At 44.7% G+C, this 15,986-nt stretch carries 12 protein-coding genes, 8 tRNA genes and 1 rRNA gene; 19 read left to right on the forward strand and 2 right to left on the reverse strand.

What is annotated here, in order from left to right:
- Together KQI39_RS06195 and KQI39_RS06200 are read left to right on the forward strand one after the other, a co-directional pair.
- Positions 1–220: ribosomal RNA gene (locus tag KQI39_RS06195) — 23S ribosomal RNA — on the forward strand; the annotation flags it as partial.
- Positions 221–311: 91 nt separating this feature from the next.
- Positions 312–384 (forward strand) — tRNA-Asn (locus KQI39_RS06200).
- A gap of 208 nt (positions 385–592) precedes the next feature.
- Here the strand turns inward: KQI39_RS06200 and KQI39_RS06205 are convergent.
- Entirely contained in the window at positions 593–1,159 is a 567-nt protein-coding gene (locus tag KQI39_RS06205; protein ID WP_216417248.1) for a flavodoxin family protein, read from the reverse strand.
- Between the two features lie 314 nt (positions 1,160–1,473).
- Between KQI39_RS06205 and KQI39_RS06210 the strand changes: the two genes are divergently transcribed.
- The 11 genes from KQI39_RS06210 (at position 1,474) to KQI39_RS06260 (ending at position 6,338) form a co-directional block, all read left to right on the forward strand.
- Positions 1,474–1,545 (forward strand) — tRNA-Glu (locus tag KQI39_RS06210).
- Between the two features lie 53 nt (positions 1,546–1,598).
- A tRNA-Thr gene (locus KQI39_RS06215) sits at positions 1,599–1,671 on the forward strand.
- Positions 1,672–1,675: 4 nt separating this feature from the next.
- Positions 1,676–1,749 (forward strand) — tRNA-Ile (locus KQI39_RS06220).
- A 24-nt stretch (positions 1,750–1,773) separates the two neighbouring features.
- Positions 1,774–1,847 (forward strand) — tRNA-Asp (locus KQI39_RS06225).
- Positions 1,848–1,856: 9 nt separating this feature from the next.
- A tRNA-Val gene (locus tag KQI39_RS06230) sits at positions 1,857–1,929 on the forward strand.
- Positions 1,930–1,953: 24 nt separating this feature from the next.
- Positions 1,954–2,037 (forward strand) — tRNA-Leu (locus KQI39_RS06235).
- A 217-nt stretch (positions 2,038–2,254) separates the two neighbouring features.
- Positions 2,255–3,007 carry a tRNA threonylcarbamoyladenosine dehydratase gene (locus KQI39_RS06240; protein ID WP_118062057.1) on the forward strand — a complete coding sequence of 251 codons (753 nt, stop codon included), beginning with the start codon at positions 2,255–2,257 and terminating at the stop codon, positions 3,005–3,007.
- A gap of 174 nt (positions 3,008–3,181) precedes the next feature.
- Complete coding sequence (hydE, locus tag KQI39_RS06245; protein WP_216417250.1) at positions 3,182–4,225, forward strand: [FeFe] hydrogenase H-cluster radical SAM maturase HydE; 1,044 nt, start codon at positions 3,182–3,184, stop codon at positions 4,223–4,225.
- A gap of 169 nt (positions 4,226–4,394) precedes the next feature.
- Complete coding sequence (locus KQI39_RS06250) at positions 4,395–4,979, forward strand: TetR/AcrR family transcriptional regulator (protein ID WP_195567697.1); 585 nt, start codon at positions 4,395–4,397, stop codon at positions 4,977–4,979.
- A 117-nt stretch (positions 4,980–5,096) separates the two neighbouring features.
- Positions 5,097–5,507, forward strand: a complete 411-nt coding sequence (locus tag KQI39_RS06255) for a metal-dependent transcriptional regulator (RefSeq protein ID WP_148445141.1) — start codon at positions 5,097–5,099, stop codon at positions 5,505–5,507.
- A gap of 99 nt (positions 5,508–5,606) precedes the next feature.
- Complete coding sequence (locus tag KQI39_RS06260) at positions 5,607–6,338, forward strand: histidine phosphatase family protein (RefSeq protein WP_148445140.1); 732 nt, start codon at positions 5,607–5,609, stop codon at positions 6,336–6,338.
- Positions 6,339–6,616: 278 nt separating this feature from the next.
- Here KQI39_RS06260 and KQI39_RS06265 read toward each other — a convergent pair whose 3' ends face one another.
- The gene (locus tag KQI39_RS06265) at positions 6,617–8,329 is read right to left on the reverse strand and encodes an ABC-ATPase domain-containing protein (protein ID WP_216417252.1); all 1,713 of its coding nucleotides are present in this window, start codon (positions 8,327–8,329) and stop codon (positions 6,617–6,619) included.
- Between the two features lie 199 nt (positions 8,330–8,528).
- Between KQI39_RS06265 and KQI39_RS06270 the strand changes: the two genes are divergently transcribed.
- The 6 genes from KQI39_RS06270 to KQI39_RS06295 all read left to right on the forward strand — a co-directional run bounded on the left by KQI39_RS06270 (position 8,529) and on the right by KQI39_RS06295 (position 15,930).
- Complete coding sequence (locus tag KQI39_RS06270; RefSeq protein ID WP_195567699.1) at positions 8,529–9,923, forward strand: aminopeptidase; 1,395 nt, start codon at positions 8,529–8,531, stop codon at positions 9,921–9,923.
- A gap of 259 nt (positions 9,924–10,182) precedes the next feature.
- Positions 10,183–10,890, forward strand: a complete 708-nt coding sequence (locus tag KQI39_RS06275; protein ID WP_148445137.1) for an ABC transporter ATP-binding protein — start codon at positions 10,183–10,185, stop codon at positions 10,888–10,890.
- A 5-nt stretch (positions 10,891–10,895) separates the two neighbouring features.
- Positions 10,896–12,683 carry an efflux RND transporter periplasmic adaptor subunit gene (locus KQI39_RS06280; protein WP_216417254.1) on the forward strand — a complete coding sequence of 596 codons (1,788 nt, stop codon included), beginning with the start codon at positions 10,896–10,898 and terminating at the stop codon, positions 12,681–12,683.
- Complete coding sequence (locus KQI39_RS06285; protein WP_216417255.1) at positions 12,676–13,908, forward strand: ABC transporter permease; 1,233 nt, start codon at positions 12,676–12,678, stop codon at positions 13,906–13,908. Before KQI39_RS06280 ends, KQI39_RS06285 begins: the two co-directional genes overlap by 8 nt.
- 158 nt (positions 13,909–14,066) lie before the next feature.
- Positions 14,067–14,140 (forward strand) — tRNA-Arg (locus KQI39_RS06290).
- 287 nt (positions 14,141–14,427) lie between these two features.
- Entirely contained in the window at positions 14,428–15,930 is a 1,503-nt protein-coding gene (locus KQI39_RS06295; protein WP_216417257.1) for an RNA-binding domain-containing protein, read from the forward strand.
- Positions 15,931–15,986: the final 56 nt, after the last annotated feature.

Consider the following 15,986-nt stretch of genomic DNA (forward strand, 5'->3'; position numbering starts at 1 on the left):
GACCGCTGGTGGACCGGTTGGCTTGCCAAAGCCATGGCCGGGTAGCCAAGTCCGGAAGGGATAAACGCTGAAGGCATCTAAGCGTGAAGCCCCCCTCAAGATGAGATATCCCATTCTTATGAAGTAAACCCCCTTGAAGACGACGAGGTAGATAGGGCAGAGGTGGAAGTGTGGTAACACATGGAGCTGACTGTTACTAATCGGGTGAGGGCTTGACCAAGAAACGCAGGTTAAGAATTGATTCAAAGAGTTTGATTAACCATCAACAAGCATGTATGTAGTTTTTAAGGTACAAACCTTAAATTAAGTATTCCTCCTTAGCTCAGTCGGTAGAGCATGCGGCTGTTAACCGCAGTGTCGTTGGTTCGAGTCCAACAGGGGGAGCTTTTTTATTGCCTGTAAACGTGAAGTTTATGGGATTTTTTTATTTTATAAAAGAAATTGTAGATATATAAACAACGCCTGCGTATACAGAAAAATATTTGTATACACAGGCGTTACTTTTTTGGACAAGTTTCCGCTCAGTATTTGCTACTTTTGTACTTATACAGGAGCTTTACTTGTTGTAATCAAAGGAAAATGAGATCGCAATTTATCGAATGAAGTTTGTCATGATCTTCTGCTCTGTCTCAGGAGCCTCGATACCGGCCTTTTTACCGGCTTCAATGCATTTTAAGAGCCATGCCATATTATTGCCTACTGTACGCATGATCTGAAGGCCCTCGGCGTCTTTTCTGACGTCATCCGGAGTGTTGCCGTGAACCATTGGCCAGTAGTTTCCGGATACAACTGGCATCTGATGGTAGGTAAAGTATTTGATCAGTACATCCAGAGTTGCAGTAGTACCGGCACGTCTTGCGGAAGCAACTGCTGCAGCTGGTTTGTGGATCATGTCTTTTCCGGCTTTGGAAGCGAATTTATCCATAAATTCAATGATCTGGCCGGAAGGAGAAGCCCAGTAAACAGGAGAGCCAACAACAAGGGCATCAGCCTCTTTCATAATGGCAGCTGCGGCAGCAACGTTCTCAGGGTCAGGGTCGCCAGCCTGGAAGATCTCAGCCTCCACACCATTCTTCTTTAAGGTTTCTGCGATTTCTGTAAGTGCTGTATAAGTGCAGCCTTCTTTTCTCGGACTGCCGTTCAGTAATAAAACTTTCATTATTGAGTGTCATCCTTTCATATGAATTTTCGGCGACTGACTATGATAGAAGTCGCTGTATTTTCAATTATATACAGGGAAAAAATAATGTCAATGTTGGAAAAAAACAGAAAAAATTTTTTAGGATGATGCTTCGAAGAGTAACGGAGAACCCTCGAAAAGCCTTATTTTATAAGGGTTTTCGGCCTGTTTTACAGCTTTGTAAAAAAAATTGAAATTTTTCAAAAAAAAGCTTGCAATTATGAAAAAGGTATGGTATTATTTAACTCGTCGCTGAGGGAAATACGAAACAGCGAAAAACAAATACGAAATATGGCTCCATGGTCAAGCGGTTAAGACACCGCCCTTTCACGGCGGTAACAGGGGTTCAAATCCCCTTGGAGTCACTTAAAACTAAATTGGATATTCATTGACTCGATTCAACATTTGGTGTTAATACGCCGATGTGGCTCAATTGGCAGAGCAGCTGATTTGTAATCAGCAGGTTATCGGTTCGAGTCCGATCATCGGCTTTTTGGACCTTTAGCTCAGTTGGTTAGAGCAACCGGCTCATAACCGGTCGGTCCTGGGTTCGAGTCCCCGAAGGTCCATTTTATAAGTTTTATATTTTGCATGGCCCAGTGGCTCAGTTGGTTAGAGCGCCGCCCTGTCACGGCGGAGGTCGAGAGTTCGAGTCTCTTCTGGGTCGTTCATATTTGGGGTCTTAGCTCAGCTGGGAGAGCATCTGCCTTACAAGCAGAGGGTCATAGGTTCGAGCCCTATAGGCCCCATTTTTGAACAATTTAATTGAATATGCGGGTATGGTGGAATAGGCAGACACAAGAGACTTAAAATCTCTCGGGGGCAACTCCGTGCCGGTTCAAGTCCGGCTACCCGCAGTATCAGTAAGATTCCTTTTCAGGAATCTTTTTTTGTGTCATAAGATTTGTTTGCAGAAATAGGAAAATATTCCTAGTGTGTTGGTAGGGATATTGACAAGGTTATTTTCCCATGATAGAATCCTGACAGTTATAAAACGAATCAGACAGACATGGATAAAATCAGTCTGTTAACTGCAGAAATATATATGGAAAGAATATAAGGAGAAATCAGAAAATGCTGAATCAGTTTTCAAGAACAGAATTATTAATTGGAAAAGAAGGAATGGAAAAGCTGAAAAATTCCAGAGTTGCAGTATTCGGAATTGGCGGCGTTGGCGGATATACAGTGGAAGCACTGGTGAGAAGTGGTGTGGGAACCCTGGATCTGATCGATGATGACAAAGTATGCCTTACCAATATCAACCGCCAGATTTATGCAACAAGAAAAACGGTAGGAAAATATAAAGTTGATGTGGCCAGAGACCGTATCCTTGAAATCAATCCAGATGCAGTTGTAAATATCCATAAGACATTTTATGTGCCGGAGACAGCAGATTCCTTTGATTTCTCCCAGTATGATTATGTGGTCGATGCCATTGACACGGTAACTGGAAAACTGATGCTTGTAGAGCAGGCAAAAGCTTCAGGAACACCAATCATCAGCTCCATGGGCGCCGGAAATAAGATGGACCCTACCGGCTTTATGGTGACAGATATTTATAAGACATCTGTCTGCCCGCTGGCAAAGGTCATGCGTCGTGAGCTGAAAAAACGAGGGATCAAAAAACTGAAAGTTGTTTATTCACAGGAGAAACCGATGACTCCCATTGATGACATGGCGATCAGCTGCAAATCTCACTGCATCTGTCCTCCGGGAACGAAAAGAAAATGTACCCAGCGCCGTCAGGTACCGGGAAGCAACGCTTTTGTGCCATCAGTAGTGGGTCTGATTATTGCCGGCGAAGTTGTAAAAGATCTGATCAAATAAAATCTAAAATTTGGATATTCCGCAAGAACAGATATTGCAAGTTACTTATACTGTGCAGTATCTGTTTTTAATTGTCTCCGCAAAAACAGTTCTTTTTATAGAATGTTCAGATTTTTTATGATAAAATATTTTCTATAGATAATTCTGTAAATAAAAGAGAAGGACAGATAAAGTATGGGGATCGTTGAAAAATTTATAAAAGAGGGACAGCTGACAAAGGAAGAATATCCGGAACTTCTGCGGTTATATCAGGATGTAGATGCGGTTCGTCTGCTTCGGGAAGAAGCTGTCCGTATTCAGAAGAAATATTTTGGAAATAAAATCTATACAAGAGGTCTGATCGAATTTACCAATTATTGCAGAAATGACTGTTATTACTGCGGAATTCGCCGTTCTAACAAAAATGCCATCCGTTACCGTCTTACAAAGGAAGAAATCCTTAAGTGCTGTGAGAATGGTTATGAGTTGGGATTTCGGACATTTGTGCTCCAGGGCGGAGAAGATCCATGGTTTAACGATGACCGAATGGTGGATATCATCCAGTCCATCAAACAGGGATATCCGGACTGTGCCATTACGTTGTCCATTGGGGAGAAATCAAAAGAAAGTTATCAGAAGTTCAAAGAAGCCGGCGCAGACCGTTATTTACTCCGCCATGAGACAGCCAATGAGGAACATTACCGCTATCTCCATCCGGAGAATTTAAGCCTTACAAACCGGAAACAGTGTCTTTATGATCTGAAGGATCTTGGATATCAGATCGGAGCAGGTTTTATGGTAGGGGCCCCGGGACAGACCATGGAGCATCTGGCGGAGGATCTTGTTTTTCTGAAAGAGCTGAACCCGCATATGGTGGGGATCGGACCGTTTATCCCACATCATGATACGAAATTTGCAGAGGAACCTGCGGGAAGTGTGGATCTGACGCTGTTCCTTTTGTCTGTGATCCGGATTATGCTGCCACAGGTACTTCTTCCGGCGACCACAGCACTTGGAACCCTGGATCCCAGAGGTCGGGAAAAAGGTTTCCAGTCAGGCGCCAATGTGGTAATGCCAAATCTTTCTCCTGTGAAGAACCGGAAACAGTACGAACTTTATGATAACAAAATCTGTACGGGAGAGGAAGCGGCAGAGTGCAGAGGATGTCTTTCCAGACGTGTGGAGTCGGTAGGATATGAGATCGTCACAGACCGTGGAGATTCCCCGATGATGGCCTGATACTTCCCTGATTCGGTTAAATATTTTATATATCAATACTTTCTTTTTTGGGTAATTTACGGTAAAATACCAGTAAGATCAGATTGCTAAAAAATTAACAGCTGATCAGAAACAAGCGGAATTTTCCTGTATGCGGATAAAACAGGAAAAATTATGGAGTGCGTACAATATGGAAAAAACAGAAAATGCTGTGCGGAGCAGACTTCTGGAAGCTGGAATGGAAGAATTCAGAGACAGGGGATTTCTGAAGGCTTCTCTTCGGGCGATCTGCAAAAAAGCAGATGTGACTACGGGAGCGCTATATTTCTTTTTTGAAAGCAAGTCGGCTCTTTTTGAGGAGATCGTGGAAGAAACGGTGGAAAAGCTCAAAGAGATTACCGGGGATTTTTCCAATCAGGAAAAACAGTTGCAGCCAGAAGAAAATGACAGGATTCTTATGGAATTTATCTGGGAAAACCGGGATATCGCAAGAATCCTTATAGATGGGGCGGAAGGAACCAGATATGATAATTTCCGGGAAGATACCTGCACCAAAATGGAGCAGTTTCTTCAGGAAAATTTCAGGGAAAAATGTGGAAAAGAAGCAGATGGTGATCTGGTACATATTCTGGCAGAAACGAAATTGCAGGGATACAGTGAATTGCTCAGAGGTGATTATTCGAGAGAAAAGTTCCTGGAGATTTTCAGAATGTTAAAGATCTGTTCCAGCCAGAGTTTCCTTGCAGTTGCAGCGGAAATAAACAGGAATCAGTAAAGACCTGGCAGCTTTGGGCTGTCAGGCTTTTTTTCTGTGAAAACCATTGCTCATTTTCCGGAAGTATGCTATGATTAACTTGGTTAGTTTTAACAAACCGAGGGAGGTGTAAACAGCATGAGATCAAATGAATCATCGGAAGATTATCTGGAGACGATCCTGATTCTGGGAAATAAGAGTTCGCTTGTAAGAGCTGTGGATATTGCATCAGAAATGGGCTTTAAGAAACCAAGTGTCAGCGTTGCCATGAAGAATCTTCGCCAGAAAAATCTCATCACAGTAGCAGACAACGGAGATATCCGTCTGACAGAAGAAGGGCATAAGATCGCGGACAAGGTATACGAACGTCACCAGCTGATCTCTTCCTGGCTGATGATGCTGGGAGTACAGGAAAAGACAGCACTTCATGATGCCTGCAGGATTGAGCACATTATCAGTGAAGAGAGTTTCCAGGCACTGAAGAGAGCGGTACATGAGCTGAGAGAACAGCAGGAATCTGCAAAAGAGGATGCTGCAGATCAGGCTTAAGAGGATCTTTCACAGTGTCACAGAGTATATCAGGAATTGACAACTGAAAAAATAAGAATATAATGGAAATCCAGGTTATAAAATGGAGGATACCAAAAGATGAAATTACTTTTTATACGACATGGCGACCCGGATTACACAATAGATTCCCTGACCGAAAAGGGCTGGAAAGAGGCGGAATTCCTTTCCGAGAAGATCGCTGCTCTTGATGTCAGGGATTTTTATGTCTCACCACTTGGAAGAGCAAAGGATACTGCATCCTGCACATTGAAGAAAACCGGAAGAACAGCCACAGAATGTAAGTGGCTCAGAGAATTTGACGTAAAGATCAAAAGACCGGATATGAACGGGGAGAAGATCATTCCCTGGGACTGGCTCCCCCAGGACTGGACGAAGATTGAGAACTTCTACAGTTTTGACCGTTGGTGGGATAATGATATCCTGAGAGAAGGAAAAATGAAAGAAGAGTATGACTGGGTTACACAGAATTTTGATAAAGTTCTGGCAGAACATGGTTATGTGCGTGAGGGACATTACTACAGAGCGGAGAAAGCCAACGAGGATACCCTTGTGTTCTTCTGCCATTTCGGAGTAAGCTGTGTGTTGATCAGTTATCTTCTCAGCATTTCTCCACTGGTCATGCTGCAGAATTTCTGTGCGGCGCCGTCATCGGTGAGCACCATCGTAACGGAGGAGAGAAGAAAAGGAATCGCATCCTTCCGTATGAGTTCTTTTGGGGATATCTCACATCTGTATGCCCATCAGGAGCCACCGGCCTTTGCTGCCAGATTCTGTGAGACCTATGATAATAAAGAGCAGAGACATGATTAAAGAGAGAAAGAAAAGGCCGTAATATCCCGGGAATTTTCCGGAATACAACAGAAAATAAAGGTCAACAGGATTATTTTGGGAAATGGTTAGACTTCGTTAATAAAATTTATAAATTTATTAGAAATTGTACAAATTTCTCTCACATTTATCCTGTATGATATAAACATCTTAAGAGAACAGAAGCTCTTAAGAAAAACTCTTTCCTTTCCCTAAAATATGTATGAAGATAAACCACCGTTCCGTTGGCAAGACAGAGCCGACAGGACGGTGGTTTTGATTTACGGTCTTCTGTAACGGTTGAAACAGGAATAGATCTCCTGGATCCTTGGCATGGCATAACCACATGGAATATAGCTTCCCTCAGAGAAGAAATCCAGGCCCTGTTTTTTCAGCTGGGAATCCAGATAAGTGACGATCTCCGGCAGAGTACGTTTTCCGTCAATGAGATGTTCACAGGCATACTTCAGAAGCAATGCCAGAGAAGCTGTCTGCTCGGAGTCGATCAGTTGCTCCACATAGCGGAGGTCCACTTCCGTTTTTCCAATAGAGAAGCCGTCTTTGCCGTGAACTTTGGTTTTCAGTCTTTCCGGCTGGCCCGGGCGGCTGTGGCGGGATGGAGCTGCTTTGGCTCTGGTCATGACACGATGGCTTTCCGGCAGGCAAAACGCTGGTGTTTCAACGTCTGAGAGCGGATATTCCTGACAGAGTTTTCTGGTAACTGCTGTGATATCTACAGGATGATAATTATCCATCTGGATCACAGTATCCGCAATGTGGAAAAATGCTCCGGAGCTTCCGGCAACCAGAATGGTGGAGATCCCAGCCTTTTCATAGAGATCCCGTGCACGTTCCAGAAATGGAGTGATGGGCTCTTTTTCCCGGCAGATCACGCGCTGCATGAAGGAATCCCGCACCATAAAATTGGTGGCAGAAGTATCCTCGTCAAGAAGAAAAACTTTACTTCCGGCTTCCATACTTTCCACGATCCCGGCAGCCTGGGAAGTGCTGCCGCTGGCATCCTCTGTAGAAAAGCAGAGGGTGTCTTTTTTGTTTGGAAGATCGTTGATAAAAAGAGAAATATCTACATCTTTGATAAAACGGCCATCTTCAGAGCGGAGTTTCTGGGCAGAGGAATCGGTAATAACATATTCACGGCCATCACCGGAAATATGGTTGTAAATACCCAGTTCCAGTGCGTTAAGCAAGGTAGACTTGCCGTGGTAGCCGCCGCCTACGATCAATGTGATGCCGCAAGGAATGCCCATGCCTGTGATGGTTCCTCTGCGGGGCAGATCCATGGAAATCCGCAGGTTTTCCGGAGAAATAAAAGGAACGGAATTTTTCATCGGGCGGGAAGAGATGCCGCTTTCCCTGGGAAGGATGGCTCCATCGTTTACAAAAGCAGCCAGGGAACGCTTCGCAAGTTCCTGGCGGATATATTCCTGGTCTTCGGCGAGTTCGATGGCTTCTTTCAGACGGCTGGCGTCAAGGTTCCGGTAAAAGAACGCTTTATGCACGCAGACCGGGAGAAAATCGAAGAGGATTTTTTCCAGTTCGGGGGAGTTGATGGTTCTGCCATTGGCCGGGAAACCGATAAAAAACCGGGCAGTGATGCCTTTTTCCGTAATCTCGCAGGCAGTACGCGCAAGAACTTCCTGACCACAGTGACTGACGGAGATAAGGCCACTTTTTCCGGAGCCTTTTGCACGGAAGGTATAATGATTTACCTGCTGTTCAAACTGTCGGTTCAGGAAATCTCCCAGTGTGATACGGGTCAGGGAATCCTTGTAATATTCTCCCGGAAATCCGGTGTCACGGTGGGAAAGTTTCACGCTGATATGAGACGGAGATGCAAAAGGATCTCCCTGTACGTGGTCAATAGACAAAATGTAACGGTCAAACTGGTATGCACCCCGCAGGGACTTGTATGCGGGATAACTTTTGCGGTTGATGCTGTGAAGAAGCTCTTTTAACTGAGCAGATGATTGCATGTTGATTCCTCCTTTGCCCTGGTAAAGTCAGACAGGGCTAATTCTTAAGAACTACTATAACGAATCATAAAGATTTTGTAAAGAATGTCAATTGCGGTGGAAATTCATAAGTGTTTGACCTATAATAGTAGACAGATTGCAGATAATATGATGAGAAACGGTATCTGTCAGAAGTTATAAAGAAAGGTGGAACATGAAGATGGAAAGAAGAAATGCGTGGCTCTCCTACAAGGAAGCAGAAGAGACAGAAATGGAGAATCTTGCAAAAGCCTACAGAGAATTTCTGGATAAAGGAAAAACAGAGCGTGAATGCGTTACAGAGATCGTGAAGGAAGCAGAAGCTGCCGGATACGAATCCCTTGAGTCCAAGATCGAAAAAGGCGAGAAGATCAAAGCCGGTGACAAGGTTTATGCAGTAGGAATGAAGAAGATCGTTGCCCTGTTCCATGTAGGATGCGAAGAACTTTCCAGAGGCATGAGTATCCTCTGTGCACATATTGACTCACCGAGGCTGGATGTGAAGCAGAATCCACTGTATGAGGATACAGACCTTGCTTATCTGGATACCCATTATTACGGCGGTGTGAAAAAATATCAGTGGGTGACACTTCCACTTGCCATGCATGGTGTTGTTGCAAAGAAGGACGGCAGTGTTGTGGAGGTCAGCATTGGTGAGGATGAGGAAGATCCGGTACTTTACATCACAGATCTTCTGATCCACCTTTCCGGAAAACAGCTCCAGAAAAAGGCTGCTGAGGTTATTGAGGGTGAGAAGCTGGATATCCTGATCGGCAGCAGACCTCTTGCGGACCTTCCGGATGATAAGAAAAAAGATGCTGTAAAACAAAACGTTCTGAATATCCTGAATGAAAAATATGGTATTGAAGAGGAAGATTTTCTTTCCGCAGAGCTGGAGATCGTTCCGGCAGGAAAAGCCAGAGACTGTGGACTTGACCGCAGCATGATCGCGGCATATGGACAGGATGACCGTGTATGCGCCTATACTTCTCTTGCGGCAATGCTGGAGATGAAAGAGACACCGAAACGTACCGGATGCTGTCTCCTTGTAGATAAGGAAGAGATCGGAAGCGTTGGTGCCACCGGTATGCAGTCCAGATTTTTTGAGAACAGTGTGGCAGAGCTTCTGGATGGAATGGGTTGCTATTCCGAGCTTGCCTTAAGACGTGCACTTCGCAATTCCAGCATGCTTTCTTCTGACGTAAGCGCAGGTTATGATCCGGCTTATGCAGAGGCTTTTGAGAAAAAGAATGCGGCATATCTGGGACGCGGCATTGTTCTTAACAAGTTCACCGGAGCAAGAGGAAAATCCGGTTCCAACGATGCCAACGCAGAGTATGTGGCAAGAGTACGCAGGATCTTTGATGATCATGATGTTGCTTTCCAGACAGCGGAGCTTGGAAAAGTCGATTTTGGTGGCGGCGGAACCATCGCTTATATTGCGGCACTTTACGGAATGGAAGTCATTGACAGCGGTGTGGCTGTGCTGAGTATGCATGCTCCGTGGGAAGTTACCAGCAAGGCGGATGTGTATGAGGCATACAAAGCATATAAAGCATTTTTACTTGATGCATAAAAATGTGTCAGTTCTGAAGACATTCAGGTGATCTTTTCGTTACAGATTAATGAGCGGGGTTTTCCCGGAAATGACAGAGCAGTCTGCCTGCTGCTGCTTTGGTGCGGATTGTTCCGACCATAAACAGCAGTATCCCTTGCAGACTTCGCTCTGTATTTTTTAACCAAATCAAGTAAGTCCCCTGCGGGGTTGCGAAAAGTAATAAGCAGTGAGTGTGGCTTTCCTGAGTCTGGTTTACTTTAGAAGGAGTACTTTAATTATGGAAGAAGCATTGGTACGGGTAGTGGATCTGTGCAAGGTCTACAATCCCGGAGAAAATGAGGTGCGGGCGCTGGATCATGTGAACCTGGAGATCCATAAAGGTGAATTTGTGGCTATCATCGGACAGTCCGGATCCGGAAAATCTACATTTATGAACATGCTGGGCTGTCTGGATGTTCCCACCTCCGGGAAATATTATCTGAATGGAACAGACGTATCCACAATGAAAGATAATGATCTTTCGGTGGTACGAAATAAGGAGATCGGTTTTATCTTTCAGGGTTTTAACCTGATTGCAAATCTTACTGCAATAGAAAATGTGGAGCTTCCTCTGATCTATCGTGGGATTGACCGGAAAACAAGAAGAAAACTTGCTGTGGAATCCCTCAAAAAAGTCGGACTTGAGAAGCGTATGGATCATAAACCAAACGAAATGTCAGGAGGACAGCAGCAGCGTGTGGCCATTGCAAGAGCCATTGCTGCCAAGCCGCCGGTGATTCTGGCGGATGAACCAACCGGAAATCTGGACTCTGCATCCAGCCGGGAAATTATGGAAATTCTGAAGGGAATGCACAGATCCGGAGAAACTTTGATTCTGATCACCCATGATAATGGAATTGCGGCTCAGGCCAAACGAGTGGTCCGGATCATGGATGGAAAAATTGAATCAGATATGATTAATGAGGAATTCATCGAGGAGGCTTAACAGAAATGAAAAAAGGGAAGAAGATTGTAATTGGTGTGGCGGCAGTGGCTGTTGTAGCAGGTGGCGTTTACGCAGTAGCAGGAGGAAGCCGCGGTGAGGCACAGCTTCCTCAGGTTTCAGTTACAAAGGCAGAGACCGGAGATGTGGAAGAAATCGTAGATGCAACTGGAACGGTGGTCAGTGATGAACAGAAAACTTTTTATTCACCGGTAAACGCGCAGATAAAAAACGTATCTTTTGCAGAAGGTGATTCTGTCTCAAAGGGCACAAAACTTGTGGAATTTGAGTTGAAAGATCTGGAGAGAGATAATCAGAAGGCAGAACTGAATGTGAAATCCGGAGAGTATGATTACAAAAATTCCATCAATAAATCCGATGAGGCACAGCAGAAACAGAATGACGCCAAATCAAAAGTTTCCAGTCTGGAACAGCAGGTGAAAGATAAGCAGAACTATCTGGCATCACTGAAATCTCAGCTGGCATCTGTACAGGCGCAGGCAGCAGCAGACGCACAGGCCCAGGCTCAGGCGGAAGCCCAGGCAAAAGCCGATGCTCAGGCAGCCCAGGAGGCAGAAATCCAGAGAGCATATGCGGCAGCGCTTACTACATATCAGAATGAAACGCTTCCCCAGTATCAGAAAGAACTGGGCGAGCTGAATGCTTCCTATATTAAGGCTCAGGGCGAGTATAACCAGGCAGATAATAATTATCAGATGGCTTTTGCCCAGTGGCAGGCAGACCAGAGTGATGAGAACGCGCAGGCACTGGACGAAGCGGAGAACACAAGAAGCCAGGCCGAGATCAATTGCCAGGAGGCAAAAGAAGCTTACGAGGATAAAAAGGCGGCTCAGCCGAAAATGCCGGAATATTCGGATTACAGCAGTGCCGGAGGGGAAGATTTTGTTACAGACGGAACACAGGACGATGGACAGGATCTGACAGACCAGGGAAGTGCATCCGCTGCTTCCACAGGTGCATCTGTGGATACTTCAGGAATTGAGAATGCCATTGATCAGGCAAGTTCTGATCTGGCAGATCTTCAGTCCGATCTTGCCACACAGAAATCCATTGCAGAGGCAGATTCTACCAGCCTTACAAAGGAAGAAAAAGAGAAGCTGAGAGTCAGCAATAATCTTACAGAACTGGATGCCAAATCTGCAAAAGAACTTGTTGCGGAAGGAAAAAAAGGTATCACGGCAGATTTTAACGGCGTTATTTCCAAGTCTGCAGTGCAGCAGGGAGCAGCAGTGACACAGGGAATGGAGCTTTTTACCCTGCAGAACACAGATAAAGTCAGTGTGGACATCAATGTATCCAAGTATGATTATGCAAAGGTAAAAGAAGGCCAGACTGCGGATATTACCATCGGTGATAAGAAATATACCGGCAAGGTAACGAAGATCAGCCATATTGCTACAACAAACGAGAAGGGATCTACTCTGATCGCAGCTACTGTCAGTATTGATAAACCGGATAAAGATATTTTCCTCGGCGTTGACGCAAAGGTGAAGATCTATGCGGAAAAGGCTGAAAATGTAGTAACACTTCCGGCAGGAGTGGTAAATATTGGTAAAGATGGCTCTTTCTGTTATGTACTGAAAGACGGCATGATCACAAGAGCGGACATCACTACAGGAATCAGTTCTGAGGATTCTGTTGAGATCACAGATGGAATCAAAGCAGGCGATGAGGTCATCGAGGATCTGGGTTCTCTGGAAGAGGGAATGACGGCAGAAGCAGCACCTGCAGATGGTGACAGTGCAGCAGAGACAGGGGAGACTGCCAATGAGTAATATTTATGAATACATCAAAATGGCGATCCACAACATCATGGCAAATAAGGGAAGATCGTTTCTTACCATGCTGGGTATCATTATCGGTATTGCATCGGTGATCGCCATTGTTTCCATCGGTGAAGGAACCAAGAATCAGATGAACAGTGAGATCGATGATATCGGCGGCGGCCAGATTGCGGTGTACTGCAGCGATGATGCCACCGCAGATGATGTCTGGATCCAGCCTGAGGATATTGATGCGGTCCGGGATCTGGATGGTGTGGAAGGTGTTAATGTTTCAGATTCCTATACAGGAGAGACAGTAACCGGAAAAGGCGATTTTAATCTTACAGTAACCGGTGAGGCGCAGGACGCCAAACTGGTGGACAATGCTTCTGTGAAGTATGGAAGTTACTTCGGACAGAAAGAGGTTGAAGAGGGAAAAAATGTCTGTGTGATCTCAGATGCCGACGCGAAGCGGCTTTTTGGAACGGATGATGTCGTGGGAATGACACTGGATGTCACCTGTTATGATCTGACCAAGACATTTCGTATCTGCGGAGTTACCACGCAGAAGGAGAACGGTACTTTTGTCAGCTACACTTATGACGGTATGCCTGTGTCCATTAACGTGCCTTATACGGCCATGGACGATTTTACAGGAAGTACCGGTGAGTTCTATCAGATCACAGTTCAGGCAGACAAAAATCTGGATTCCCAGGTGGTGGCAGACCGGATCGTAAATCTTCTGGAAAGACGCCATCATTGTGCCGGAGACGATTATTTCCAGGTACAGAGTTTCCAAGATATCATGAAATCCATGAACCAGATGCTTGGAATGGTCACCGCATTTATTTCTTTTGTTGCGGGAATTTCCCTTCTGGTAGGCGGTATTGGTGTTATGAATATCATGCTGGTGTCCGTCACAGAGCGTACTAGGGAGATCGGCATCCGTAAATCCCTTGGGGCAAAGACTTCTTCCATTATGCTTCAGTTCCTTGCTGAGGCAGCGATCCTGACCATCATGGGTGGCCTGATCGGCATTGTGCTTGGCATCGCAGGGGGTCATGTGATCTGTGCGGTGATCGGAAACAGTATGGGAACCACCATCACACCAGGGATCAGTCTGGGAACTATCCTGGCGGCAACATTGTTCTCCTGTGCAGTAGGTGTATTCTTCGGAATCTACCCGGCAAAAAAAGCAGCCAAACTCAGCCCCATCGAGGCACTGAGAAGAAACTAGAAAACTGTTGCTTTTGCATCAAAAATAGCAATAAAAAATATTTTTGAAAAAAAATAAAAAAACTTTCAAAAAACCCTTGACATTTTATAGGTCTTAGAGTATCATACATATTGTTGCAGCGGTGATACGAAATATCACAAAGGAAAAGCAACAAAGATGTGCGTTTAGCTCAGCTGGATAGAGCGTTTGGCTACGGACCAAAAGGTCGGGGGTTCGAATCCTCTAACGCACGCTACGGTGAAAGGCTGGAAACCTTGAGAAATCAATGGCTTCCAGCTTTTTTTGTGCTTGTTAATTTGAGTTCGAACCTGCGACTTGGAAATTTCGGGTGAAATTAATTGGAAAATTATTGATACGGATTGAGGTGTAAAATTATACAGTTGGAAGATAATATATGATATACTGATATAAATTGTAAATTAGCAAAATATCAGCATTTGAAATAATATGCCAGATTATCCAAAGATTGGAGCAAAGACGAAACTGAGAGTGAACATAGAAGGGTAGTGAGGTATTATCATGACCATAGAAGAAATTCTTGCAGGAGAATCTAAGAATGTGGAGTTTAAGGAGAATCTGCCGGAGAAAAGCATTAAATATATGAAGTCGGTGGTTGCCTTTGCGAATGGAACCGGAGGGAAAATTATTTTTGGAATTGCTGATAAAACCAGAGAAGTTGTGGGTTTTGACAAGGAAGATGTGTTCAAGAAAATGGATGCGATCGCCAATGCTGTGTCGGACAGCTGTGAACCGGCGATTATTCCGGATATCAGCTTACAGACAATTGATGGCAAAACAGTCATTGTGGCGGAAATTTCTGAGGGAAGACAGCGGCCATATTATATCAAGGCTCTTGGCAGAGAAGGCGGTGTATATGTTCGAGTTGCGGGAACAACACGTCTGGCTGACGAGTATATGGTAAGAGAGCTGATGTTTGAGGGCAGCAATCGTTACTTTGACCAGGCTTTGTGCAGTGGTTTGACTATTACAGATGAAGAAGTCGATGCACTTTGCAAAGCCATGAAAGAACAGGCAGTCAAAAATGCACATACTGAAGGTCAGAAAGTATCTATCAAAGATGTTGGCAGGCAGCAGCTTCGTTCCTGGGGGATTTTAATTGAGTGTGATGGAAAAGATTATCCGTCCAATGCTTATGCCATTTTAACAGGGCATGGAGGACTTCATGTTGCAACGCAATGCGGTGTGTTCAAAGGAACAACGAAAGCGGTTTTTGTTGATCGACGGGAGTACACCGGACCGCTTTGGGAGCAAATAGAGGAAGCATTTCAGTTTGTTCTGCGGAATATTCATCTGGGTGCAACTATTGTCGGTATTTACCGTCAGGATATTTATGAGATTCCACCGGACGCGATACGTGAGTTGATCATAAATGCAATGGTGCATCGCAGCTATCTGGATCATGGTATGATTCAGGTTGCAGTGTATGATAACAGGTTGGAGATCACATCACCGGGAAAACTGCCGATGGGACAGACTTTGGAGCGTATGAAGGAAGGCTATTCCAAAATCAGAAATGAAGCACTTGCACATGCGTTTTCATATATGAATCTGATTGAACATTGGGGCAGTGGTATTCCTAGGATTATCGAGAAAGTAAAAGCTGCCGGACTGCGGGAACCGGAGTTTATTGGCGGCGAGGTTGATCTGCGTATCAATATCTATAGAGGTCAGGTTACTACAAAGGCGCCTAATGGCATTAATGATGCTGATAAAATGCCAGATAGTGCTGGTAAAGAACCGGATAGTGTCGATGAAGCGCCGGATACTACAGACAAAATGCCGGATAATGCCGATAAAATGCCGGATAATGGACAGGAGCATCAGATTTATAAATATGTATTGGAAAATGGCTTCATTACAACAGCTAAGGCAGTTGAGCTTTTAGGGGTAAAACACCGTAGAGCAAGGGCTGTTTTGTTGAATATGGTTGAAAGTGATTGGCTGAAAAAAGAAGGTGCGGCACGAAGTACAATTTATGTAAGAAATACGGAAGAGAGATAATGTAGTATAGCTATAGACAAAATAATACAAATCGTCCCCAACTTGGAGAAGATTTT

The organism is Blautia sp. MSJ-36, from assembly GCF_018917985.1.
Lineage (GTDB): Bacteria > Bacillota > Clostridia > Lachnospirales > Lachnospiraceae > Blautia_A.